Below are 22,613 nucleotides of genomic sequence, written 5' to 3'. Positions count from 1 at the left end.
CCTGTGACCACATCGTGACAACTCAGGTGAGCTTTTATGTGTGTCCATTTTGATGACACAGCCTTCATCGGCCGTTTGTCGATGTAGCAATGGAAGTAGTCACAACGAGGTAGGCGCACCAATCGCGGCAATTAAGTAGATCACGCCTGCATTGTCTGAACCATTCTTGACCCGCCTGTTCGCGCGCGACTACGCTATCGCGCACACTTGAGCCCGCACTCCCAGCACACTCAAGGAAACAACATGAACAGATCACTCGTCGTCTTCGCCAGCATGGCCGCCGTTGGGAGTATCTTGATGCTGAGCACCCAAACCAGCGGCGCTGTAGAAATCAATACGCCTGCCAAGACTTCTGCCAAAATGAACGCCAACGCCAAGGTAACCACTGCCGCCATCCGAATGCAGCCCCATCGGCTCGTTGTACAGGTTGACGTTAATGACCCCGCGACAATCAATCTCGCTCTCAATAATGTCAGCAATGTAGCTCAGCACTACAGCGAGATCGGTCAAAAGGTTGGGATCGAAGTGGTCGTTTTTGGACCCGGACTGCATATGCTGCGAGATGACACTTCTCCCGTCAAAGCGCGCATCAAATCCATGAGCGAAACCATGCCACAGCTGACCTTTTCAGCATGCGGGAACACCCGCGAGAACATGGCAAAAGCTGAGGCGAAAGATATTCCTCTCATCCCGCAGGCCAAGGTCACCAAATCCGGAGTGGTACGGATCATGGAGCTGCAAGAGCGAGGCTGGAGCTACTTGCGACCTTGATCCAGAGGGGCCTCTGCGATCTGCATCGCCTCGTTCCAAGCTGTTGGATCTGTTGGTCGAAGATCAGGAACAGGACGACTTGATCGCTCGTTCGATGACCGGTCGGTTGACGGTCAGATGCGGGTCGATCACGAGATCGAGATGGCCGCCAGCAATCGGAATTACCTCCAGTTTTGCAAACAGAGAGTCCCATCCGAGGTGTGCTGGTGACCCTCGCCGGTTGCAAAGGAATAGCGTTCCGGTAATTGGCAAGCGAGATTTGGCACTCGCCACCCAGCGGCCGAATTCCTGCATCCGGAGAATCTCCTCAAGCTCCAACTTGAGCATGAAGCGGGTGCCGGCCAAGCGCGTCCAGATCCTCGCATCGAGAATTCGACAGAACTTTACCTCCCAGTGGAGTCGAGCAACGCATTTTGCGATAGCGCGACACAGCATTCGGTACATCGTAACCCGGTGTGATCTAACTCGCTGCAGCGTACGTGACAGGGTCTCCCGATAGTCACTCCTGCGGGGGCCGATATTCGTATCCAGAATGCCCAGAAATTTCACTGACCGGCCTTCCGCAATCAGCCGGGCTGCCACTTCAAATGCGACGCCGCCACCCAGCGAATAGCCGATCAGACGTATATCGCCGCGGGGATGAACGGCGTTGATCTGCTCTAGAGCCGATGTCGCCATGTGGTCGACCGAGCCGCATCCGGTCAGGGCAGACGTCAGATCCGGGTAGCGGATCGGGATCACATGAGCCGTCTTGCTCAGCTGCGCCCCGAACGCCGCCAGACTCGGACCGTAACCTATCGAGCCTGGCAACATCACCAGATGAGGCAGGAATTCCCCGGCGGCTTGTTGCCGCTGCGATCGGCCACCTGCAGCGACGATCTGAATCATATCGGCTGCGCTCATGTCCACCGTGAAAGCTTCCATGTTGAGCTCTTGGCCGACCAGCTCTTCCAGCTCCATCACGCATCGCAGAAGCTTGAGGGAATCGCCACCTGCCTCGTCCCAGCGGCTGGCAACGTCGGCCGTACCTAGGATCCGCGTCCATACCTGCGCCACTATTTTTTCGGCTTGCTTCACTTCACCCGCCCCTGGGGGCTGAGGTGGGGCTGGACCTCTTCGGCTCTCGGTATCCAGCACCTTGAGTTTCGCGACGTCTATCTTTCCGCCGGCGAGGCGCGGAAGTTCCGCGATTTCATGCAGTCTGGTGGGATGCAATGCGGTCGGAAGCGTCTGCCTGATAACGTCCCTAACGTCAGCCGTGAATGTTGCTTTGGCCTCGACACCTGGCGATGCAAAAATAACCAGCTCGCTTGAATCGGTGACGATGGCGACGGCGTCGCTCACATAGGTAATTCTGCGTACGACGACCTCGAGTTCAGCCGGTTCGACACGCCGTCCATTGATTTTGAGCTGACGCCCCTTTCGTCCCAGCATCTGCATCAATCCGCGCGGATCGACAGTAACAAGGTCGCCTGTCGGGAAGATGCGGCAACGGTCGTCATCCGGGTCGGGTAATGCAGGAAGCACCTGACCGTTCTCCCAGTAACCAAGCAGCACATGCATGCTCTTGATGATCAGCTCTCCGACCTCGCCGGTGGGCACAGGCACCCCGTTGTCGTCGACGACGGCAAACGACATTCCGGGAAGCAAATAACCAACCGGGGGTATGCTGAAATCACTTTCCTTGCAGTCGTCGGGAAGAAACCACTGCGTGCCGGTGGTTTCGGTCGACGAATAGCTGATCTGAATGAAGCAGGAGGGCTTCACGACCTTTCGGACGAGCGCGACATCCGTCCACAGCACCTTCTCGCCGCCGATACGGACAACCCGGAGCGACTCGAAATCACCGGTTTCGCTCGCGGTAATCACTGCGCGCAGAAGAGCGGGAACGATGTAGGTGATCGTTATCTGTTGTGATCGGATCTGACGCAACACGCCGCGAAGGCCAAGGGCCTCGACATCCGCCATATGCAATCTTGCGCCGGTCAGCAAGGCCGTGAGCATCTCTCTGGTGCCCGCAATGGTCGTAGGGCCGCTCAGAGGCATGAAGACGTCAGTAGCGTCTATGTGGCATGCATCCGCATATTGCTGGACGCGCTGGAGCAAGCTGCGCTGGCTATTCACAACACCCTTTGGCTGTCCGGTGCTACCCGAGGTGTAGAGCACAAGGGCAGGTGCATCCACCGAGACTGGCTCAAGCGATGGGGCGTCATCGAAAAGTTCGTTCGCGTGCGTAATATCGATCCAACGCAGGCCGTCTTCGTCGATCCATTTGGTTGAGCTACTGTCGCCCTGGCCGATCAGTACAGAAATCTGTGCATTTGCAACGATGTGGGCAAGTCGCTGGTCCGGATCGCGCGGATTGAGCGGCACCAGGGGGCGCCCTGCGGCCATACATGCAAGCATGGCGATCGGATGCCAGATCGAGTGGCGCAACAACAGGCCGACGGCCCGCCCCTCGGGAGCCACCGCTGCAATCGCCTGGGCCAGCGTCAAAACTCTGATCAGAAAATCCGAATATGTGATTTGGCGGGTGTCATCGCTGATCGCTACGTTGTTCGGAAATCTCTTTGCCACCGCATCCAGATGCGTGATCGCGGGCACGCCGGCAAATTCGACGCCCATACGATTGAACGGGCGATCGACAGGCCCGCCCAGGTCGAGGGGCAATTCGGGAGGTTTCATCCAGAGGGCTTGTGCAGGCTCGCTTGAATCTCCGGAAAGTGCGCGCCCGCCAACGAACGTCTTCGCGCGTTTCGCCAAGGATCCATCGGGAAATCTCTGAAGTTGCATGACGGTACTCACCGTTGCGGGATGGAGATCGTAGGCCACACGTCCGCTATTGACGTCCTTCGAGTGAATGATAGGGCTGCACCAATTTTCCGGCCTCTATCCAATTACCGGGCTATTCAGCGGCGGCGGGCCGACGAAACTCTACAAAGGCAAAGAGCAGGCCGGCCGTCATGTTCACGCGTTTGTAGATGTAGATCGCCATTGCCATGTTCCAGGCTACATTCGTCACGGCCGTCGCAACGGCGGCACCCATCACTCCAAAGAAAGCAATGCCGATCGCACAGGCGACAACGTTCATGGCGGCTCCGATCGCCGTGATTGCGGCTGCTGCCCGCTCATGCCCTGTCATAGTCAGAAGATTTTGCTGCGGACCAGTAGCAGCAGCAAATATCTGTCCGACGACGAGAATTTGGGCGACCGGAGCTGTTGCAACGAATTCCTCGCCAAAAAAGCGGAGTAGCGGTACCGTCAGCAACAAAAGTGGAAGTGCCAGCACGACTGTTCCAGCCAGCGACAGGACAGTTGCTCGAGCAAACAGACTCTGAAGCGCTGCCTCATTCCGATGCGCGTGAAGCTTCGAGACGTTCGGCGAAAAGAAAGTCCCTACTGCCATCCGAGGCAGAACAAGAAAGAGAGCTAAATTCAACCCCAGTGCGAAGATGCCGGCCTCGTGGGCATCGCCGGTCCAGCCGAGGATAATCACGCCGGCGCGGCTCATGAGAACCTCAACTCCAATCAAGATCATGACAGGACAGGCGAGATGCCACCAGTCGCGAGGTGCATAAGCCGGCACCGCCGAGCGTAATTGTGGCGGCCAAAGCTTCCGCATGCTCAGTCCGACGATGGCTGCTGTGACGGCAGAGCTTGCCATCAAAGCGATCAAAACCGTTGTCGCATCAATTGGCGTGACGTTGAGTGCCACGGCAAGCAGAAGCAGCACAACCATAAGGCCATCCCGAACGAAGCGTTCGGGCGCAATTGCCGAAATGACGCCACCCAGCGCGCGTACCGTAGCGGAACCGAGAACGTAAAGCGCGACCAATGGGACGGTCGCCATGCCAACCGCCAGACTGATAGTCAGCTCCCTATGAAGCGTCTCCGACAGGAATAGTGCGGTGGCGACTCCGCAGATCGCAACCAACATCCCAACCAACAATGATCGTCCGAATGCAAATTGAATAACTCCGCGCGCCAATGGCCACTTTCCGGTCGCGCTATAGGCCGGCACATATCGCAGCAGAACCGTGTTGAACCCGAGTCCCGCGATGTAGGAGAGAAGGGTCGTCCAAGCCAAAACGTATGAATAGATACCGTAACTCGTCGCTCCTATCGTACGGGCAATGACAAGTTGAGCCACGCACGTCAGCCCGGCGCCGCCAACATAGATGACGAATGCCCACAGGCTTGCGCTGGCCATGCGCCGAGCGAGCTCGGGTTGAGCCGGAGCTGTGAAAGCTCCGATTGTCTCGGGCGTCGGCAGGGGTAGCGTGAACTTCTCGGCATAAGGTTCAAAACTTTCCTCCCCTGGGTCGGGTGACGAGCTGACCGCTCCATTGGGCCTGAACTTACTCGAGACCTCTTCTTCGATACGGTCGAGAGCCCTGGACATCAGGCCGGGATCAAGCGAGTTGATGCAGATCACCCGTTGATGCTCGGCCGCGAGTAATGAGCCAACGTAGTCAGTAATCGGCTTTGCCTTGAGAAAGGTCGCTACGTCAGGCTCGAACCATTTCTCCATGTAGGTTTTTTGGTGTACTCGCTCATGGAGGCGCTTTTCCAACAGCTCCTTCGGAGCATCAAACCGGATCAGCAGATCGGATTGTGTCCTCATGCCGATTGCACGAGCGATCGTCTTCTCGTCTGCTCGGCTAAACAGGGCTAAGGTGCAAACGATCTGCACAAAGCCCTGGTCGAACAAGACGATGCGATCTGACTTGTGCGAATCTCTCCACACGCAGGAGAATCGGACGACGTATTGGCTAAGCCTGATCCTCCAAACGGGATTATTGGGTGGCATTAGTCGGAGCAGGTCTTTCGCTAGACGCAACCCTCGGGCATTTGCGATAGGACGGCACAAGATTGCGATGGTGGCGAAGATCGCGAGAGTGACGCGCTGCAGCGCTGGAAGAAATCCACCAAAGTTCAGAAGATGATTGGATAGATGCGGCAACGTAAGTACGAGGTCGACCTCATACCCGCGGTCACGCAGGCGTTGAGCGAGTGCCCGACTAAAGGTTGTTTTGCCAGCGCCTGGTGGACCGAAGGTCTCGATAATCATGCTGCCCTCAATCGCTTCTCAACCAATTGCGGGGGGTCAGTTTGGGTGATCGGGAGCGTTTCAGCTCGATTGCGACTCCGCGCCACGTTCGCCACGTGATTGCTCTCTTCGACCGCCGGCAGAGTGCGCCCCAAGTCCTCTTGACCAGCTGCTGTGCGCGCTCACCGAACTGGTCCTGCTGTAGCGGCTCGACACGAGTTAAGACCGACGAGAATCTCGTGTTCTGGGCAGGGTTGAGATGTTCTGTCCGAACAAGTTGATGCAGCGCGGTCTGCGCCGCCTCACGATCGGTGCTTCCAGAGTGAATGGCGAGCAAAACGTGGTCAGCCCAACTCGCCAGAAGTCTTGCTTCCGGGGCTTCCAGCAGCGAAGGTCCGTCGATGATCACGAAATCATAGGTGTCGCTCAGCTGTCGGAGCAACGAAGGAATCTTGGGGTCGGCGAGAATCCGAAGCCGATGTCCCCCAAACGATGTGGCGGGCAGGTAGTCAATTCCGGACTCATGGATATGTTCGATCGCGTCTGCAAGTGGACGGCCATACGCCAGTACACTGAGTAAGTTGGCGCTCTCGCCACTCGGTCGACGAGTGAATTGGCCAAAGTCAAGGAGTAGAGTGCGCCACCCGAGCCGGGCAGCGTAAAGACCAAGGCTCCATGCAAGTGTGGTCTTGCCTTCCCCACCGATGCTGGAGCTGACGAGGACAACACGCTGCGATCGTGGGGTTGCCGGGTCGGAGGCCAGTATGGATACCAGAATGGAGCGGATTGCTCTGGCATAGTGGCTCGCAGGCTCCTCCAAAACATAATGCGGCTGCTTGCCTGGCTCCAGTGGAATCGAAGGTATCAGTCCGGCGCATGGAATACGCAGAGCTTCAGCGGCGTCGGCTTCCGTGTGCAGGGTCCGATCGAAGTGATTCAATACGACTGCGAGAACACAAGCCAGCAGAGCGAAGATAATTGCCGCAGGAGGAATCATAAGTAGCGGGTGTAATGAGGTCGGTCGTTCTGGCGGTGTGGCCGTGGCGAGAATACTGACGTCTGATTGCGCGGTCAGACCTTTTGCGGTGAGCTCCTGCCGCCGCCGCAGAAGCGTTTCAAACTGTTGCGCCAGCGTGGTGACCTGCCACTCCAGCGCGGCGTCCCGTGAGGGAGAGGGCTGGCCAAGACGGGAGGCTTTTAGTTCCTCCTCCGCCTTTGCAAGGTCACGCTGAACTTTGGATGATTGTGTCGCAAGGGAGCTCAAAGCATACTCCACATCGCTTTGCTTCTGACGCGCGACCTCGTCGACATACGATTGTGCCACCGTATTGGCGATTTCCGCCGCTCGTTGCGGATTGGCGGCCATAGAAGTAACGGCGATGATTCTGGAGCGCCGCTCCTGACCAACCTTCAAGCTGCGCTTTAGAGCAGCGAGAGCCGACCCGTCATCGGGCTCGTGGTTCTTGCCAAGTAGCAGCTCCTTGGTTGCTGACCATGTACGACCAAAGAGCGTGCGCAAGCTTTGCATCCACGTTCGTGACCCCGTTTCAGCACCGTGCCTCGCATCTTCGAGAGCGCGGAGCGTTGGAAGGAGTCTCCGCAGATAGGCGTCGGAAAGCAGCACCGTGACATGTGTGTCGATGGTGGATTCCTCGGCGGCCGGTGTAGGTGCTGCGGATGCGCCACCGGCATTCAAGGCATCGACTGCGCCGGACTGTCGGACGTCAACAGCAAGTTGTGCCGTCGCCAGATAAGAAGGAGACATAAGAAGGCCGGCTACTCCAGCTAGCAAGGCGCCGACGACAATCATCCTGACGACAAGCCGCCTGTACTTCCGCACGCTATCCAGCACGCGATTCAAAGACTGGAGACCGTCATTTGAAGCCAGGGATTGTTCCGTCAGGCGCCGCCCAAGTTCGTCCTCTGCCATATCCGGCGAAAGAGCCTGCAGGGATCGAATACGTCTTCCTACTAACGCTTCCATAGCTCGCTCCTCTACTGTGCGGGCTCGAGGGTATCTGTCGATCGGGACGTACTCTGTTCAACCATCATTCCTAGCCATGATTGCAACATCAGGACGGCCCATAGCATTCGCGAGTGATCGCGATTGCCACTCAGATGATCCTGCCAGCAGCTCTGGACTCGTTGTACGTCCAGCAAATTCTGGCGGTTAAGGCGTGATTCGGAGAGCAGGTCTGCAGCCCATGAGCGCAGGGGGCCTTTCAACCAGGCGCCAACAGGCACGTCGAAGCCCTGCTTGGGTCGATCTATCAAGTGGCGCGGCAAGTAACGGCTGAGAACCTGCCGCAAGATCCACTTGCCCTGTCCGTCGCGCACCTTGGCCGTGTTCGGCAGCCGCCAGGAGAATTCCACGACGCGATGGTCGAGAATTGGACAGCGCGCTTCCAGGCCTGTCGCCATGCTGGCGCGATCGAGCTTCACCAGAATGTCGCCGGGGAGATAACCGATCATGTCCCGTACAATGAAGTCGGATAGAAGATCGTTCAGCGGCGGCACCTTAGCCGAATCGGTTACCTGCTCCGGGGTCAATTGCAGCTCGGAAAGCCGCATAACTTTCCGGTACATGTCGTCGGCGTCATTGCCTGCAAACAGTTGCGCAAGGCGGTTAACCCGGTCGCTTCCGATCATCCGTCGCAGGCGGCCAGGAAGAGGTAACGCGTCAGCGATGTCTTCCCGCAAACCGCGGGCGAGCAATGACACACCCATTGCCGCCGTTCGCCGAAGTGCTCGATTGGAGTTAAAGAGGGGAGCTAGACGGGCGGTTAAAAGATGCCTGGAATATCCAGCAAAACATTCGTCTCCGCCGTCACCGGAGAGGACAACAGTTACATCCCGGCGGGCGAGGCGAGATAGCAGCAGTGTCGGAATCTGCGATTCGTCGGCGAACGGCTCGTCCCAAATACGGGGCAGTTCGGGAATGACATCCATGGCCTGCGAGGGAGTGAGACGTAGCTCCGTGTGGTCCGTGCCGAGGTGACGAGCCACGGCCGCGGCACTGGCCGCTTCGTCGAAGGCGGGCTCGCCGAAACCGATAGTGAACGTGCGGACGGGCCGGGCGGATTGGGATTGCATCAGGGCGACGACAGTTGAACTGTCGATGCCACCGGACAGAAACAGCCCGATTGGCACGTCGGCAACCATGCGCTCACCGACAGCCTCGCGAAGTAGGCCATCAAGATGCGACACGAGCTCGCCATCGTTCGCGGAAACGGGGTTTCTTCGGCCGTGCTTTGCGATGTCGGTCAGCGACCACCAAGTGCGCGCCTTTGCCCGAAGCGCTGCAGCATCCCGAGATGCCAGAAGTTCATCGGCGCCGAAAGATAGAATGTTGCCGGGCGGAAGTTTGAAGACATCTTTCCATATACAATGTTCATCCGGTAGCCAGCCGCGAGCGAGAAATTCAGCGACCCCGCGCGGATTGATCTCCGGATGGAAATCGGGGAACGCGTCGATCGCCTTCAACTCTGAAGCAAAGACCACGGCATTTCTCGTTCTGGCGACGTATAGGGGCTTCTTTCCCATTCGATCGCGGGCCAGATGGAGCGTACGGGTCTGCCGATCCCAGAGGCCGATTGCGAACATGCCGTTGCAGCGCGCCAGGGCAGCCTCGAATCCCCATCTCTCGATCATCGCGAGCAAGACCTCGGTATCGCTGCTGCCGATGAAGTTCTGGCCGAGGCGTTGAAGCTCCTGTCGCAACGACGGATGATTGTAGATCTCACCATTGAATGTGATGACGAATCGGCCGCTCACGGAAAGCATCGGTTGTCGCCCCGTGTCGGTGAGGTCAACGATGGAGAGCCGGCGATGCCCGAATGCAATCCCGGCGTCACGATCGCACCACGAACCGTGGGCATCGGGTCCGCGATGGTGCAAACGATTCGTCATTCGGCCGATCGCATCCAGATCGGCGGATCGGGAAGCTTTTGGCATCTGAAGAATTCCGGCGATTCCACACATGATCTAGCTTCCGATACGCGTGTGCGGCGACGGCGGGCGCGCCGATCCGAGGATCAGGCTGAGAGCAAACGCGAACCACACGATGGGATGACGCAAGATGAAATGGCTGATGCTGAAAATGGCCAGCGCAGCGAACAATGCTGCCAGGGCATCGAGCTTCGCGCGGAACATGAGCATGAACGTGCCTGCGAAGAGGCCGCAAACGGCAATCACAGCGAGCAGGCCACCTTGCGTAAATATATCCAGCAGTGTGCTATGGGCTTCGAAAGGAGTTGGAAGCGCCTTGTTATTGGCGACGTTCGGCTTCTCGAGATGCGGGCCTGGCCCCAGCCCGAGCGATCCGGTTTCCAGCCCTCGACGGAGTGCATCTTCCCAGAGTTGCAGTCGCAGGGACGCGGTGCGCTTCGTTGCCTCGCCGCCACGGTCCTTGGCCAGACTGATTGCCAGACCTTCAAACTCATCGGCGGTCGCAACGGCATACGGTGCTAATGCGAGCGCCAGAGGGACGGCGGCGGCGATGACCAGAACCGCGACCACCGACCGGAAATTTAGTCTGTGCTGTGGCGAGGTCAGCCAACTGCGCAAACGCAGCAAAGAAAAGATCGCGGTGGCAATCACCATCGCAACAAGAAATGTATCGCTTTTGGTCAGGCGCCCGACGGCGAAGGTTAGCAGGCAACTGAATGATCCCGCTATGCGGCCAAACCCTTTGGCCGATAGGGCAAGGCTGAGAGACAGCGGCGTCAAAACGGCGCAATAGAGAGCGATCTGATTGGGATTCTCCGCCCAGCCTCGAAATCGATCCCAATACCATGGATCGACCGACGGCAGGCTGATGATGGACCAGCCCGCAGCGATCTGAAGGACCAGTGCGATGTTCCAGAAAGCGAGCAGGAACCATTGGGTTTGACGTAGGGCAGCGTCGGCTTCCATCGTTGCGACGATGAGGCAGGTCAAAGCTGCCACCAACAGATACGCGAAGGTGTCGTGCAACATCGTAGGAAGGTCCAGCTCCTGGCTCAGATAGGCCACGCATGTCCCTATACTCAGGGCGAGTGCAAGACAGGCCCAAAACGCACCGATTCGGAGCAAAGCTGTCGCGTTGTAAATCTGGCCGGTAACGATGACTCGCAATGAGACGAAGGCTAGCCACAGGACAAGACAGACCTCGCCAACACCCAGCGGAATTCCGGGAAGGCGCAGCTGTGAAGCTGTCGTAAGCACGATGCCAAAAGAAAGAAGCGCATTGGCGATCATGATGATTTCCCGCTGTGCCGGCTAACCCTTCGATCTTCATGGACGTCGCGAGACAAAGCAGCCGGATCTTCGCTTCGCCTCCCGGTGAAAATCAGCTTCCTGTAAAGATCGGCGTAGCGGTCAGCCACGACGTTCAGGTCGAACTCACGGCGCACGAGCGCGATCGAGCGCTGTCCCATGCTCTTTGCGCGGGCAGGATCTTGGAGAAGATCGAGAATGGCTGCGGCGAGCGCACGCGGGTCCCGGGGCGGCACCAAATGGCCATTGCAGTTCTCCACCACAACATCGCCGCAGCCTGGCATACGCGTGGCGACAATAGGCACACCCGCCAATCCTGCTTCCAGCAGAACACGGGGGATTCCTTCCCGATACTCCGTCGGGAAGGCAAAGACATTCGCGATTCCGAGAAGCGCAGGAACGTCGGATCGCGCACCGAGAGCGATTACGTGTGGTGCATATCGATCAATCAAAGCCTGATCCACGGCAAAAGGACCTTCGCTCTCCCTTGGACCGACAAGCAGGAAACGAACGCCGGGCCGTACTTCGCGGACAATCGCCGCCGCATCCAGAAGCGTGGGTATGCCCTTTTGTACGGTCAGTCGGCTCACAGTCATGACGACTTCGTCGTCACCGAGTCCGAGCTCTGTACGAAGTTTTGCGGTGGACGGCGCCTGGGCCCGCGCTGTGTCGAAAGCATCGACATCGATTCCCGAACTTCCGATCAGTACAGCGGGGCTGTTGCCAAGCAGACGATAGCGGCGGAAAAAGTCGCCATCCTCCTTGTTTTGAAATACCGTTGCCGAGGTCCAGCAGGCGGCCAACCGCTGCAGAGCTAGGTAAGCTGGCCTGAATGCAAGAGCTTTCAGCTGTGCGGAGGAGAATACCCAACCCATTCCGTTGATGGTGCGCACAATGGGGATTGCGCCTCTCACCGCAAGAGGAGCAAGCAGATTTGGTTTGGTATCGAACGTTTGAACAACGTCCGGTCGAATGCCACGCACAAGCTGTGAGAGCTGGCCGACAGCTAGGCGGTCAGCAACCCGTGCGCCGAATCTATTGAAGTCATAGCGATGATACTCGATGCCGCTATTTGAGAACGGGAGTGCAGCGCCAGTACCGGCAGCGCTCACCCGAAAGCCACGACTGCGCAAAGCTGCCAGAAATGGAATCCGCAGAGCATGATCCTCGCCTCCCACACAAAGCACATGCAACGTCATGCTAATCCTTTCGGTCGCAATCGGAATGCAGCTCAGTCGATCCGGAGAATCGGCTACAGATGAATTTCGATGTCCTCGCGTATGAGCGGACGATGTGAGCTTACGAGGCGATCACAAAGTGTCTTCATTCGTTCGAATGACGGCCGCGTCGGAAGTATTCGGCGATCCTGAAGAATTGAGACATCGACACCAAGAGGATTACTCCGAAGCGCGTTTGGCATCATGCATGCAAGCTGAAGCGTCGTGTCGTCAGATCCAGAATCAGTTCAAACGTCGGAGCAAAGCAGGCCTGTCGGCGACCCGTTTCACTTGCCGCTGTGTTTGTGCCCGGATGAACAAGGAGGCTCGCCTGGGTGCCTATCGTCAGACTCAATTACCGGGAGAAGGCAGGACGGCGACACGCCCGAGTAATGCAACCAGCTCCGCCTGCCGCCGTGTCTGTGTCTTGACGAACAGGGAGGCCAGGTGTGAGCGGATCGTCGTCCGGCTCAGCCGTCGGGCGCGAGCAATATCAAGCAAATTATGGCCGCGCGCCAATTCGACTGCAAGCTGGGTTTCCGCGGCTGTGAAGCCGAACAAACACCGGAGCGCTTGGGGCGTCGGCTCCGGATGAGCGTCGAGATCGAGCAGAATGATGGTGCTGGTTTCATCCGTCCAAACATTGACCATCTGGCTTACAAGGCTGGTGACGCCCTCCTTGAAGGAAGTCGCGAGCCATGATGTCGAGCCAACGGGAATTTGGGCTCCCGCGCGGTTCACCAGCTGCTTGACGGCGCTGTAGAGCGTTTCAGGGCTGGTGGTGAGGTTGCATTCGCGTTCCAATATCGCACGTCCGATTGCACTCACGTCAAGCACACAGCCACGCTTGAGCAGAACTTGCCCGCAGCCAATACGCGCCAAAACCGCGTGTAGGACGTCACGTTGCTCGCCAAGGTCGGGCTTCTTGCCTGGGTCAGCGTCTGGCCGGATAGCGGGAGCACGATTCGAAATGTTGAAGATGGATTCCCTGCAGGGATGAAGCGATGCAATTGCGCCGGGCAATGTGGCACTCTGGTTCAAATTCAACATGTCGTCATTCCCTTCGCTACTACTTCAATCGAATGACAAGGATTGATCGGAGGGAAAGCATTCCAATTTCGACGAGCCATGTAAATGTTCAAATTGGGGTAACCCGACTGCACATTTGGCTGAGGCAGTCTACTATTCATGGGGCCCCTAGCGGTCTGAATGACATGGAGGAAATGTCGGTTGGAAAAGCGATGCGCGCCTCAGCGCGCAGTTTTGTGCAGGCGTCCGGCCAGAGGTCGTAAGCGCGGTATACTTTGTGGGTACCCCCGCTTGTGCCAATGGCTCAGTTAGATGCGCTGGCTACTCCCGAAGGGCGCAGCGCAACTTCGACCACATCTCCCGGCTCTACATCGAAATCAACTGATGCGACGATCCTGTTCCACTGCTGGCCGACCTTTCGTGCGATCGTTACCTCTGCTCGGAGATCGCTGGTTCCGACAGGTAGTGCTCCCGCACCGCCGACAGGCTGCAATTTTTGACTCAACGCCTGCAATTTAACCCGCAAGTCCGCCATGCGAACGGTTGAATCCTTCAACTCGCGCAACAGATTGATGGTTCGTAGATTGGCGACCCGCTCGATCTGGCGCACGAAGTCGTCGCGCTGACGTTGCAGCCGCATGACTTCGACCATCGTCTGAAGACGCCTTGTCGACGACAACAGAAGAGCGCGTCGGCTTTCCGTAACACGGGGGCTTGGCAAGGATCCTGCACCAAACAACTTGGCTACCCGATCCAGCTCATCCTCATCGGCCTGAACACCCTTTTCCTCACCGTCCTGCTGCTTCCTGAGGGTTACGAGCTGAGCCTCCGATTGTTTGACTGCATCCTCCAGAAAGCTTCGTTCCTTACGATAGTCGATTTGCGCGGTCTTTAGCGACGCCGACTCGGATTGCATGAGCGACTCGATGACGGAGACCGGCAAAGATACTTCGCTGGGTATCTTCTGATCGAAGCTGTCATTGCCCTGGAGTTCCGCATTGGTGCGGATCACGTGGATATACTCTTTGATGTACTCGGTCGACAAAGATTGGTAATCGCGCAACAGATCCGCCGGATCGATAGCACCGACCTGACCGCGAGAACGCAACAGGCTAAAGCCACCGGCGACTGCAACGGCTTGGCGTACAGTCATGGACGCGCGATACACCAGCTGTCCGGGCGTGAGAACGTCGCCTGTGACGTAGATCGGTCGATATTCCACGACGCTCGCGATCACGTCCCCAGGCTTGATGACGAGCGCCTGCTCTCGCCCATCCGGTGAGCGCTGACGCAGAATCCTGGACTGCAGCAGCGCCTCCATGCGAGTCTGAAGTTCCGACGGGGTCAGACCTGCAACCGGCACCGTACCGACCCCGGGAAGAGCAATGGTGCCGTCAATCTGGATCTGAGCTCTATTGCGCTGTTCAGGCGCTCCACCGACCGATACCTCGACAGTATCGCCAGGCGCGAGGCTGTATTGAGCTCCAAGGCAACCGTCGCTGCCTGCCAAGACAATGATCCCTGCCCAGACGCTGATGGGGACATAGCTGAAAGTCTTACTGCGCCTGTTGCCCTTCATGACGATCTCCTTGCCCTAAGTCGTTTCCGCTGTCTCGATCAGCCCAGTCGATGCGGGAAACAAAATCAAATACCGGCCCGCCTCGTTGCCCCCAGTTGCTCGACCAGATGACTTGCGATCCATCAGGAGAAGGTGAGCCATGCGTTTCGCTCCAATAGTCATACGGAGCATTGCGCGTATGCGCGATACGTCGGAACTCGCCACTGCCATCGATTTTAAGTGCGATAACTTCCTGAGCGAACGGTGCCACTTTCTTGCCGCCGGCGGGAGCGAGCGCGGCGCCGGCATAACTCATGAAGACCCAGCCGGGACGGCGTATCGCTCGCATCGATGCATGCTGAGCTTCTCCATAGGGAGCGAGCGCCGTGACCTGTCCGTCTTGGAGTCTCCGTTTGATGACCTGATACTTGTCAGGCGCCGACTTACTGATGCCGACATAAACTTCATCACCGCCGGCATCGACGGTCATGTCGCCGTGGCCGGGCCGGTGATGCTCTGTCCAGCTCTGCAGGAGATCACCCTCAATGCTGAAGACAAATGCTTGATCCGTGAAGTCAATGAGAGACTGCTGGCAGAATATGTACTTGCCCAGCGGCGAGATTCCGCAATAGCTGTTTTTGCCGGGAATTCGCGCCAGCTCAATATCAGGAAATTTCCGGCGATCCGAAAGATCCATCGCAAATGCGACAAGCGTGCCCTGCTGGCCGATGGCGCGCACCACGATACGGTTGCCGTCCCATGAGGGATTGCCCTTGTACGGGCCGAATTGAAGCTCCCGATATACTTCCGCCTCAAGAATTACATCTTCGGCGTTGCTTCGCGGCGCCCATCGCGAAATGCGACGCCCGGCGACACAAATCATGAGCTCTGGATCTTGCGGATGCCATTCGCATTCACCCCCGCGCTGTCGCCGGAACAGTGGAGCGTAGGTGCGCCCATCAAGAAAGCACAGGCCATTGCATCCGTTGACAATCAAAAGCAGGCTCTGGTCGGCGTTCCACGCCTGCGCACTCGAATAGCGATGGGTGCAATAGGAACGCTTGCAAACCATGCCGTTTCCCATCGGACTGTCAGGCGTGGTCACACGAACCAAGGTCGTACCGAGGGACGCATCGACGACTGGCGCGAGATAGCCAGGCAAATCCATGGCGGGCGCCGGGAGGAATTGGGCGTTTGCGAGCGATTCCGTTGAGGCGGGTCTTGAGGAAGCGAGCAAGACAAGGGCGCCACAGCACAGGAGAGCTCGGGCATAACCCAGCCGGGCCATCATGTGATGAAATCCCTCTGCCGCCGGACTTGCTTTCCCGAAAGGCGATGACGCCACCAGTCAACTGTCCGCTCCAACCCTTCCCGCAGCGTGACCTGCGGTGACCATCCCGTTGCATGGACGAAGCGGGTGCAATCAGCGAGCAACGCTCGCACTTCCGAATTTGTCGGTCGCAGACGCTTCTCATCCTGAAGCACAGGCTTTTCGCTGGAAGTAAGATCGACGATGACATCAATCAGGTCGCGGATCATGATCGCCCGCTGACTACCTGCGTTATATGGCTGGCCGTATTCGATGCCCTCGGCCAGTCCGGCAGCCATGAACGCGGCCGCGGTATCTGCAACGAATGTAAGGTCACGTACGGTTGTTGCATCTCCGATCATGATCGCGGGGCAGGAAGGATCTAGCGCTTGCCGTATGATGGCAGCGATGATCGCCCTTTCGCTCTGTCGTGGCCCAAACGTATTGAATGGCCTGAGGATGACGACTGGTACGCCGAACGATTTCGCAAAAGCCCCTGCCATCATGTCCGCGGCTATTTTGGAAGCGGAATACGGCGATTGTCCCTGCAGCGGATGAGTTTCATCGATCGGCATTGTTATGGCTGTGCCGTAGACCTCGCTGGTCGACGTGTGAATGACCCGCTCGGTGCCGCACTGCCGCGCGGCCTCGAGCACATTCAAGGTGCCGAGCACGTTTGTTTCGACATAGGATTGCGCAGCGACGTAGGAATAGGGGATCGCGATCAGTGCCGCGAGATGAAAGACGATTTCGTGGCCGGGTACGAGACGACCGACGAAAGCCGCATCGCGGATGTCGCCGCGAACCAGGTTGACTTTCTTTCGGGTCGAATCCGGAAGGTCGTCCAGCCAACCATGGCTATCGAAGGAATTGTACTGGGCAAGAGCGGTAACGTTGGCCCCTGCCGAAACAAGCGCTTCGGTCAGGTGCGAGCCAATGAAACCGTCGGCTCCCGTGACGAGAATTCTGGCACCAAGGTAATTCATGGCCGTCAATGTCCGGTTTGTTGTTTAGATTCTTTCGATTGATTCTTCCGCGTGTATTCGGTCCACGATCCCACCGCGATTGCCCAGGCCGCACGAACAATCCAGCCGAGATCAGAAGCCAGTGTTCGGCGCGGGAAATAAGCGAGATCGATTTTCGCCTTGGTCGGGAACAGAACTTGTCGATAGAAATCCACAGCCGCGACGTCAGCGGGATAGAGCTTGCTTTCATGTCGAAACATGACCTGGCACGGACCAACAAGACCGGGCTTGTGGTCGAGAAGCTTCTCGAAGCCACCGTGAAAGCAGTCGAAGAATGCGAGCGATTCAGGCCGCGGTCCCACGAGCGCCATGTCGCCGCGCAAAACGTTCCAGAGTTGCGGTAACTCGTCCAGCTTGCTCGCGGCAAGGATGCGGCCAATCCTAGTCAGGCGGCCGTCTCCCTCCATTGTGAGCGGACATCCATGCCGGTCGCAATCCGGCCTGAACTTGCGAAATTTGTACATGCGGAATGGTCGTCCATTTTGCCCGAGACGAAGTTGCGAGAACAGAATCGGCCTTCCGCCTTCGATCCAGATAGCAAGTGCTACGATCAGGAAGAGAGGAGCGAGAGTGGCTGTCGCAGCACCAGCAAACAGAATATCAAGGGCGCGCCGCAAGCCCACCTGCGTAGCAGGAGTTGACGCCAGGAGCTGGTTCGCCGCCCCGCGCATGGCTAAGCGATTGCCCCTAATGGAAACTCTGTGCCAAGTGCGGCTGCAAGGGAATTCACTACCTGTTCCACGTCGGCCGGGTTCATCCGGGGGTGCAGCGGCAGCGTGAGCTCCCGTTGGGCAAATTCCTCGGTGCGCGGCAAGAATGTATCGGGATAGAGTTCTCTATAGAATGTCAGGTGGTGGACGGCGGGATAGTGAATCGTAGTCTGTATGCCGCGCTTGCGTAGCCGATCGATCACAGGCTGCCGATCGGTTTCCGTCGGCAGGACGACCGGCATCAGATGGTGCGCCGATGGCCAAGGATTCGCGAAGGGTATCATCACCGCTGGGCAATGCTCCGCCATCAACTGACGATAGCACAGTGACAGGCGTCGCCTGGTGTCATTCCATTCCGGAAGTTTCTTGAGTTGGGCAAGGCCAACGGCAGCGCGCAAATCGTCCATACGATAGTTGAATCCGAGGATCGTAACATCGTAATCGGGACGACGACTAGTGAGGCGCTGTCGCGTGCTGCTTGTCATGCCATGAGACCGTGCTCGCTTGATGGTTTCCCTCAAAGCGCGGCTGCGGGCGATAATGGCGCCGCCCTCGGCGGTCGTCATGTTCTTGTTGCCGTAAAAGCTGAATGCTGCCGCCTCGCCATAGGTCCCCACTGCGGGCAGTCCGGGCGCATGAGCTGCATCCTCGATCAGGAGCAGGCCCTTGCGACGAGCGAAAGACTGCCAAGTGTCGCGATGCGCGAGGTAACCGGCGAAATGGACGAGAATAATCGCTTTTGTTCTCGATGTGCATTTTGCTTCAGCATCATCCAGCGACATCAACGGAATCTCGGCCGAGTCGATATCGACGAAGACGGGGCGCGCTCCCACATAGAGAACGCTATTGGCCGTGGCGACGAAGGTCAGCGATGGAACGAGAACTTCGTCGCCCGGCCCAATGCCGAGCGCGTGCAGGATAAGGTGGAGGGCTGCCGTGCACGAGCCGACGGCGATCGAATCCTCGGCCTCATGAAGATGAGCGAACGCTTGTTCGAATTCCCGGACCCGGTCTCCCATCGTAACCCAGCCGCTCTCGATGACAGAGGCTAGGGCTGTTTGCTCGTCCGGACCCAGGACTGGCTCTGATACCAATAGCATGTGTTCATCTCCAATCCCGGATTCGGCGATACGTTTGAGATTGCACGAGCAGCAGCCGTGACATGCAGCGTCTTAGTCAGGCCGCGACGGTTGCCACGAATGCCGGGGGCGACTGCTCGTCCCATGCAATATCCTGAGCCTTGAGGAAGTCGTCCACCCGCCCGATGTCGAGCCACATGCCGTTGTGCTTGAATACGTTCACGGGTATTTCCTCTTCCAGCATCTGGGCCATCAGATCGTCGAAGCCGAATGGAACACCTGACGGAATGCGGTCCAGCACCGAGGGATCCATGCAGTAGATGCCCATACTCACCAGATGCGACAGTTCGGGCTTCTCGCGGAATCCGGTGACGCAACCGCCCGTCTCGTCGATCACGCCAAAGTCCATCTTGGTAGGACGTGTGGCGGTGGCGATGGTGAGGGGACCTTGGTGTCGGCGATGACAGCTCACGAACTGACTGAGATTCAGGTCCGTGAGCACGTCGCCGTTGAGGACCAGAAACGGCGTGTCGAGTTGTTCTCGCAAAAGTGACAGCGGGCCCATCGTTCCAAGCGGCTCCACTTCCTGCGTGTAAACGATCTGCATGTTCCACTGATTGCCGTCGCCGCAAACGCTGCGAATAAGGTGGCCCAGATATCCAGTCGTGATGAAGACTTCTCTGATCCCATTTCGCCTGAGCCATTTGAGCAGGAGCTCGAGTACGGGCCGCGATCCGATCGGCATAAGCGGTTTCGGCAAGATGGATGTATGCGGACGCAAGCGCATTCCCTTTCCGCCGCATTGGATGACAGCCTTCATATTATCCTCCTGTGTTACTGAAGCGCGCAATCGTTCATCATATCAACGCGACAGCCCGACCTGGCGCTGATGGCCGAACCGGAATGCCATTGACGAGAAAACTAGACGCTGACTATCCACGCGTCTTCGTGCGTTTGCATGAGATGTCGGAATGATAGTTGGATTGCACGCGACCACATGTATTGGAGTGGCAATACTGCAGCTCGCAGTGGCGCATGATCGGACGGGACAGACCGGACCGGACTTCCGCTGCATCGCTGGCGCGCGACATCGCGAGGCACGATTGACATCGCCGCGCTTGGAATGAAGACGATAGCGCAACGAGCCGGCCTTTCAGCAAGCCTGTTAGAAACTGACGCCCGACATCCGTCACGCGCGCGAGCGACATCGCACTAACCGTCGCCGAAGATCGGTGGAATGATTTATTGAATCGCGTCGCAAGAACACGCGCGATCGTCAGCGCCTCACGTATCCATGTTCGATCGCTCACCGGCGCGAGCGCCACGCTCCGACAATCACCGGTCGGCGCGACTTGCTCGCCTACGCCAACAATCGCTGACTATTTGCCGATTCGTGCCGCGCCGCAGATCTTTCCGTTGATGCCCTTACGGATCAGACCATCGATGCGCGAGACCTCAATATGATTTGGCTCGTGGTTGATCACACCCAGTGGCACTGGCGTCTCGTTTTTCTTGATCTCGGAGATCATCGCAACGGGATTTGAAAGCCGACCGTTCGAATCGCCTGCTAAAGGCGGAGAGTTGCTGTTTGCCGGTTCTGCCAGTGATCCGTTGTTCATCCCCCAAATCGCTGCCTGTGTCCGATTCTGGACACGGAGCTTGCGAAGGATCGCCTTGACGTGGACTTTTACAGTTGCTTCGGCGATATGGATCGTCCGCGCGATGCTTTTGTTGGAGGCACCTTCAATCAAGCAGTGCAAAATTGATTTTTCCCGCGGAGAAAGCTGCGGCGTGGTCATATCTTCTGTAGCGATAAGAATCGCCTGCGTCTTGTTTTGGTCGCGCGACCCCGTCTCGCCTGGGTGACTGCCTTCGGGAGCAAGAACAGATGATAGAAATGCCGGAGGAAAGATCGTTTCACCCATCATTATCAGTTCGATGGACTTTATGAATACATCGCAGGTCATGACGTTGACAAAGTAGCCGTTGGCACCTGCCCGAAACGCAGAAGCCAGTTCGTCCATTCGATAATGATCGGCCACGATCGCAATGCGCCCGCCCGGATGGTAGTCCCTGAAAAGTTCGATTTGTTCAATCGCGGCGTCAAAATCATCGCCGGTGTGAGCAATAAGAAGCAGAGGCTGGTGTGCTTGCGGTTGACCCGGGAGCAAATCATCCACGCTTGATACTGAGGCTAGGATACGAAAATTTGCTGAGCGTAAAATCCTGGCAAGACCTTCTCTGAGTAAAGTATTTTTCCCAACGAGAATTGTAAAAAAAGATTGTTGCCTCCGCATCGCGACCCTCCCAACCATACGCAACTGATTAAAAAAAACTGAGCGATTGAAATTCAGCTCATTCTTGGTGATCTGTCGGCGGTTAAGCCCCGCTTCTTCGGCAGAAATTTTGGCATTGGAATATTTTCAGTCGGCAAGAAACTCTGTCTTTTTAGAAGCATTTCGTCGTCGAATTGAAGACGCCTCCCTTCTCGTTTGCGACGATTTTATGAATGTTAGATGCGAATTCTCGATCTCCCTATATACCTTTAGTTATAGGCGATGGGCCGGTACTGAGGGATGTCGTTCATAATAGTAAACGGGGGAATCACCGCAGACTTCGCAGAGGGAGTGCGTGCTTCGTCATACGGGGCATCTATCCTTGAGTGACAGTTTCAGATACGTCCACCCAAAGTTGTTACGTGTTTTCTTTGTTGCGTTGCGATGTAGCGTAACGAATTTGAGCCTCCAGAAAATTAGGCTAAGAAGGGAATATCCGGGGTCGCGTGGAGTTTAAGTTTTGGGGGGCTAGGCTGAGGACCGCCCATGCGTTGCACCAGTGTCGTGATCGCAGACCGCCATCCTGTGGTTCTGCAAGGTTTGACGAGCGTGCTTGAAGCGCAAAACGGCTTCAAGATTGTCGCGTGCTGCAGCACTGGCCCGAGCTGTATCGAAGCGATTCGAAATTTAACGCCGGACATCGCCATTATAGACATCGAAATGCCGGGCCTGACCGGGCTGGAAATCGTTGCCATCGCCAACTCCGAGGGGCTTTCAACGCGGGTCGTCTTTTTCACCGCTGTCGTTGAAGATCGCCAACTGGCTTTATCGGCCGCTGCTGGCGCCTACGGTGTCATCCTGAAGGACATGCCGCTCGAACCCCTGGTGCAGTCCTTGCAGGAGATCGCGGCTGGCCAAAGGCTATTGCCGCTTCCCGCGGTCAATCACGTTATGCCTTCCGAGCAAAAGAGTATCGCGATCACGGAGAGTGTTCTGGCGGTGCTGACAGAGCGCGAGCGTCAGATCATGCGCCTGGTCTCTGAAGGGTTGTCGAACAAGGAAATTGGGCGCCGGCTGAATATTGCTGATGGCACCATCAAGCAACATCTCCATCACATCTATCAGAAGCTTGAAATCAACAACCGGACAGTGCTTGCGGCGCTTGCCATATCCCACAACGAACGTGGGGGCTTTCTTGAGGATCGGGCTCTGTCGGTTCATTGTGATTGAGCGTCTGCAGTCGCACTGCCGACCCGTGTGCCACTTCCACGCTGATACGGGCGCTGATTGGCGCACAATCCTGATCGGCGACATTCACCTTGCCGCCAGCGCG

The 22,613-nt window shown here is 57.4% G+C and carries 16 protein-coding genes; 2 read left to right on the top strand and 14 right to left on the bottom strand.

Annotation, left to right across the window (positions count from 1 at the left end; all coding sequences use genetic code 11):
• Positions 1 to 243: 243 nt before the first annotated feature.
• Positions 244 to 771 (top strand): DsrE family protein, encoded by a 528-nt coding sequence (locus tag BLW80_RS11495; protein WP_093757985.1) that lies wholly within the window; start codon positions 244 to 246, stop codon positions 769 to 771.
• Positions 772 to 834: 63 nt separating this feature from the next.
• Here BLW80_RS11495 and BLW80_RS11490 read toward each other — a convergent pair whose 3' ends face one another.
• The 14 genes from BLW80_RS11490 to BLW80_RS11425 all read right to left on the bottom strand — a co-directional run bounded on the left by BLW80_RS11490 (position 835) and on the right by BLW80_RS11425 (position 21,184).
• Positions 835 to 3,564: a non-ribosomal peptide synthetase gene (locus BLW80_RS11490; RefSeq protein WP_244528106.1), complete on the bottom strand. Its 2,730-nt coding sequence runs from the start codon at positions 3,562 to 3,564 to the stop codon at positions 835 to 837.
• 112 nt (positions 3,565 to 3,676) lie between these two features.
• On the bottom strand, positions 3,677 to 5,842 hold the full coding sequence (locus BLW80_RS11485) for an oligosaccharide flippase family protein (protein WP_093757984.1): 2,166 nt from the start codon (positions 5,840 to 5,842) through the stop codon (positions 3,677 to 3,679).
• A 7-nt stretch (positions 5,843 to 5,849) separates the two neighbouring features.
• A complete protein-coding gene (locus BLW80_RS11480) occupies positions 5,850 to 7,805 on the bottom strand; it encodes an AAA family ATPase (protein ID WP_093757983.1) in 1,956 nt (651 codons plus the stop codon).
• Positions 7,806 to 7,816: 11 nt separating this feature from the next.
• A complete protein-coding gene (gene asnB / locus BLW80_RS11475; RefSeq protein ID WP_093757982.1) occupies positions 7,817 to 9,802 on the bottom strand; it encodes an asparagine synthase (glutamine-hydrolyzing) in 1,986 nt (661 codons plus the stop codon).
• A gap of 3 nt (positions 9,803 to 9,805) precedes the next feature.
• Positions 9,806 to 11,059: an O-antigen ligase family protein gene (locus tag BLW80_RS11470; RefSeq protein ID WP_093757981.1), complete on the bottom strand. Its 1,254-nt coding sequence runs from the start codon at positions 11,057 to 11,059 to the stop codon at positions 9,806 to 9,808.
• Positions 11,056 to 12,276, bottom strand: a complete 1,221-nt coding sequence (locus BLW80_RS11465; protein WP_093757980.1) for a glycosyltransferase — start codon at positions 12,274 to 12,276, stop codon at positions 11,056 to 11,058. Before BLW80_RS11465 ends, BLW80_RS11470 begins: the two co-directional genes overlap by 4 nt.
• Before the next feature lie 369 nt (positions 12,277 to 12,645).
• Positions 12,646 to 13,344 carry a helix-turn-helix transcriptional regulator gene (locus BLW80_RS11460; RefSeq protein WP_093757979.1) on the bottom strand — a complete coding sequence of 233 codons (699 nt, stop codon included), beginning with the start codon at positions 13,342 to 13,344 and terminating at the stop codon, positions 12,646 to 12,648.
• A 283-nt stretch (positions 13,345 to 13,627) separates the two neighbouring features.
• Positions 13,628 to 14,902: a polysaccharide biosynthesis/export family protein gene (locus tag BLW80_RS11455; protein ID WP_093757978.1), complete on the bottom strand. Its 1,275-nt coding sequence runs from the start codon at positions 14,900 to 14,902 to the stop codon at positions 13,628 to 13,630.
• A complete protein-coding gene (locus BLW80_RS11450) occupies positions 14,880 to 16,049 on the bottom strand; it encodes a hypothetical protein (RefSeq protein WP_244528104.1) in 1,170 nt (389 codons plus the stop codon). Before BLW80_RS11450 ends, BLW80_RS11455 begins: the two co-directional genes overlap by 23 nt.
• 119 nt (positions 16,050 to 16,168) lie before the next feature.
• Positions 16,169 to 17,176: an SDR family NAD(P)-dependent oxidoreductase gene (locus BLW80_RS11445; RefSeq protein WP_089266613.1), complete on the bottom strand. Its 1,008-nt coding sequence runs from the start codon at positions 17,174 to 17,176 to the stop codon at positions 16,169 to 16,171.
• A 5-nt stretch (positions 17,177 to 17,181) separates the two neighbouring features.
• Positions 17,182 to 17,886 carry a sugar transferase gene (locus tag BLW80_RS11440; protein WP_093757977.1) on the bottom strand — a complete coding sequence of 235 codons (705 nt, stop codon included), beginning with the start codon at positions 17,884 to 17,886 and terminating at the stop codon, positions 17,182 to 17,184.
• Positions 17,887 to 17,888: 2 nt separating this feature from the next.
• A complete protein-coding gene (locus tag BLW80_RS11435) occupies positions 17,889 to 19,025 on the bottom strand; it encodes a DegT/DnrJ/EryC1/StrS family aminotransferase (protein WP_093757976.1) in 1,137 nt (378 codons plus the stop codon).
• A 76-nt stretch (positions 19,026 to 19,101) separates the two neighbouring features.
• Positions 19,102 to 19,824 carry a sugar phosphate nucleotidyltransferase gene (locus tag BLW80_RS11430; protein ID WP_089266608.1) on the bottom strand — a complete coding sequence of 241 codons (723 nt, stop codon included), beginning with the start codon at positions 19,822 to 19,824 and terminating at the stop codon, positions 19,102 to 19,104.
• Between the two features lie 559 nt (positions 19,825 to 20,383).
• Positions 20,384 to 21,184: a LuxR C-terminal-related transcriptional regulator gene (locus BLW80_RS11425; RefSeq protein ID WP_244528102.1), complete on the bottom strand. Its 801-nt coding sequence runs from the start codon at positions 21,182 to 21,184 to the stop codon at positions 20,384 to 20,386.
• Positions 21,185 to 21,826: 642 nt separating this feature from the next.
• Here BLW80_RS11425 and BLW80_RS11420 point away from each other — a divergent pair.
• Complete coding sequence (locus BLW80_RS11420; RefSeq protein WP_093757975.1) at positions 21,827 to 22,510, top strand: LuxR C-terminal-related transcriptional regulator; 684 nt, start codon at positions 21,827 to 21,829, stop codon at positions 22,508 to 22,510.
• Positions 22,511 to 22,613: the final 103 nt, after the last annotated feature.

This window comes from Tardiphaga sp. OK245 (assembly GCF_900108575.1).
Lineage (GTDB): Bacteria > Pseudomonadota > Alphaproteobacteria > Rhizobiales > Xanthobacteraceae > Tardiphaga > Tardiphaga robiniae.
This window is presented reverse-complemented; position numbering and strand designations above follow the sequence as displayed.

Bases quoted from the DNA above. Each gene is read 5' to 3' on its own strand.
- BLW80_RS11490 (WP_244528106.1), bottom strand. From the start codon at position 3,564: ATGCAACTTCAGAGATTTCCCGATGGATCCTTGGCGAAACGCGCGAAG.
- BLW80_RS11435 (WP_093757976.1), bottom strand. From the start codon at position 19,025: ATGCTATTGGTATCAGAGCCAGTCCTGGGTCCGGACGAGCAAACAGCC.
- BLW80_RS11465 (WP_093757980.1), bottom strand. From the start codon at position 12,276: ATGACGTTGCATGTGCTTTGTGTGGGAGGCGAGGATCATGCTCTGCGG.
- BLW80_RS11495 (WP_093757985.1), top strand. From the start codon at position 244: ATGAACAGATCACTCGTCGTCTTCGCCAGCATGGCCGCCGTTGGGAGT.
- asnB (WP_093757982.1), bottom strand. From the start codon at position 9,802: ATGTGTGGAATCGCCGGAATTCTTCAGATGCCAAAAGCTTCCCGATCC.
- BLW80_RS11460 (WP_093757979.1), bottom strand. From the start codon at position 13,344: ATGTTGAATTTGAACCAGAGTGCCACATTGCCCGGCGCAATTGCATCG.
- BLW80_RS11485 (WP_093757984.1), bottom strand. From the start codon at position 5,842: ATGATTATCGAGACCTTCGGTCCACCAGGCGCTGGCAAAACAACCTTT.
- BLW80_RS11470 (WP_093757981.1), bottom strand. From the start codon at position 11,059: ATGATCGCCAATGCGCTTCTTTCTTTTGGCATCGTGCTTACGACAGCT.
- BLW80_RS11455 (WP_093757978.1), bottom strand. From the start codon at position 14,902: ATGAAGGGCAACAGGCGCAGTAAGACTTTCAGCTATGTCCCCATCAGC.
- BLW80_RS11440 (WP_093757977.1), bottom strand. From the start codon at position 17,886: ATGCGCGGGGCGGCGAACCAGCTCCTGGCGTCAACTCCTGCTACGCAG.
- BLW80_RS11430 (WP_089266608.1), bottom strand. From the start codon at position 19,824: ATGAAGGCTGTCATCCAATGCGGCGGAAAGGGAATGCGCTTGCGTCCG.
- BLW80_RS11445 (WP_089266613.1), bottom strand. From the start codon at position 17,176: ATGAATTACCTTGGTGCCAGAATTCTCGTCACGGGAGCCGACGGTTTC.
- BLW80_RS11420 (WP_093757975.1), top strand. From the start codon at position 21,827: ATGCGTTGCACCAGTGTCGTGATCGCAGACCGCCATCCTGTGGTTCTG.
- BLW80_RS11450 (WP_244528104.1), bottom strand. From the start codon at position 16,049: ATGGATTTGCCTGGCTATCTCGCGCCAGTCGTCGATGCGTCCCTCGGT.
- BLW80_RS11480 (WP_093757983.1), bottom strand. From the start codon at position 7,805: ATGGAAGCGTTAGTAGGAAGACGTATTCGATCCCTGCAGGCTCTTTCG.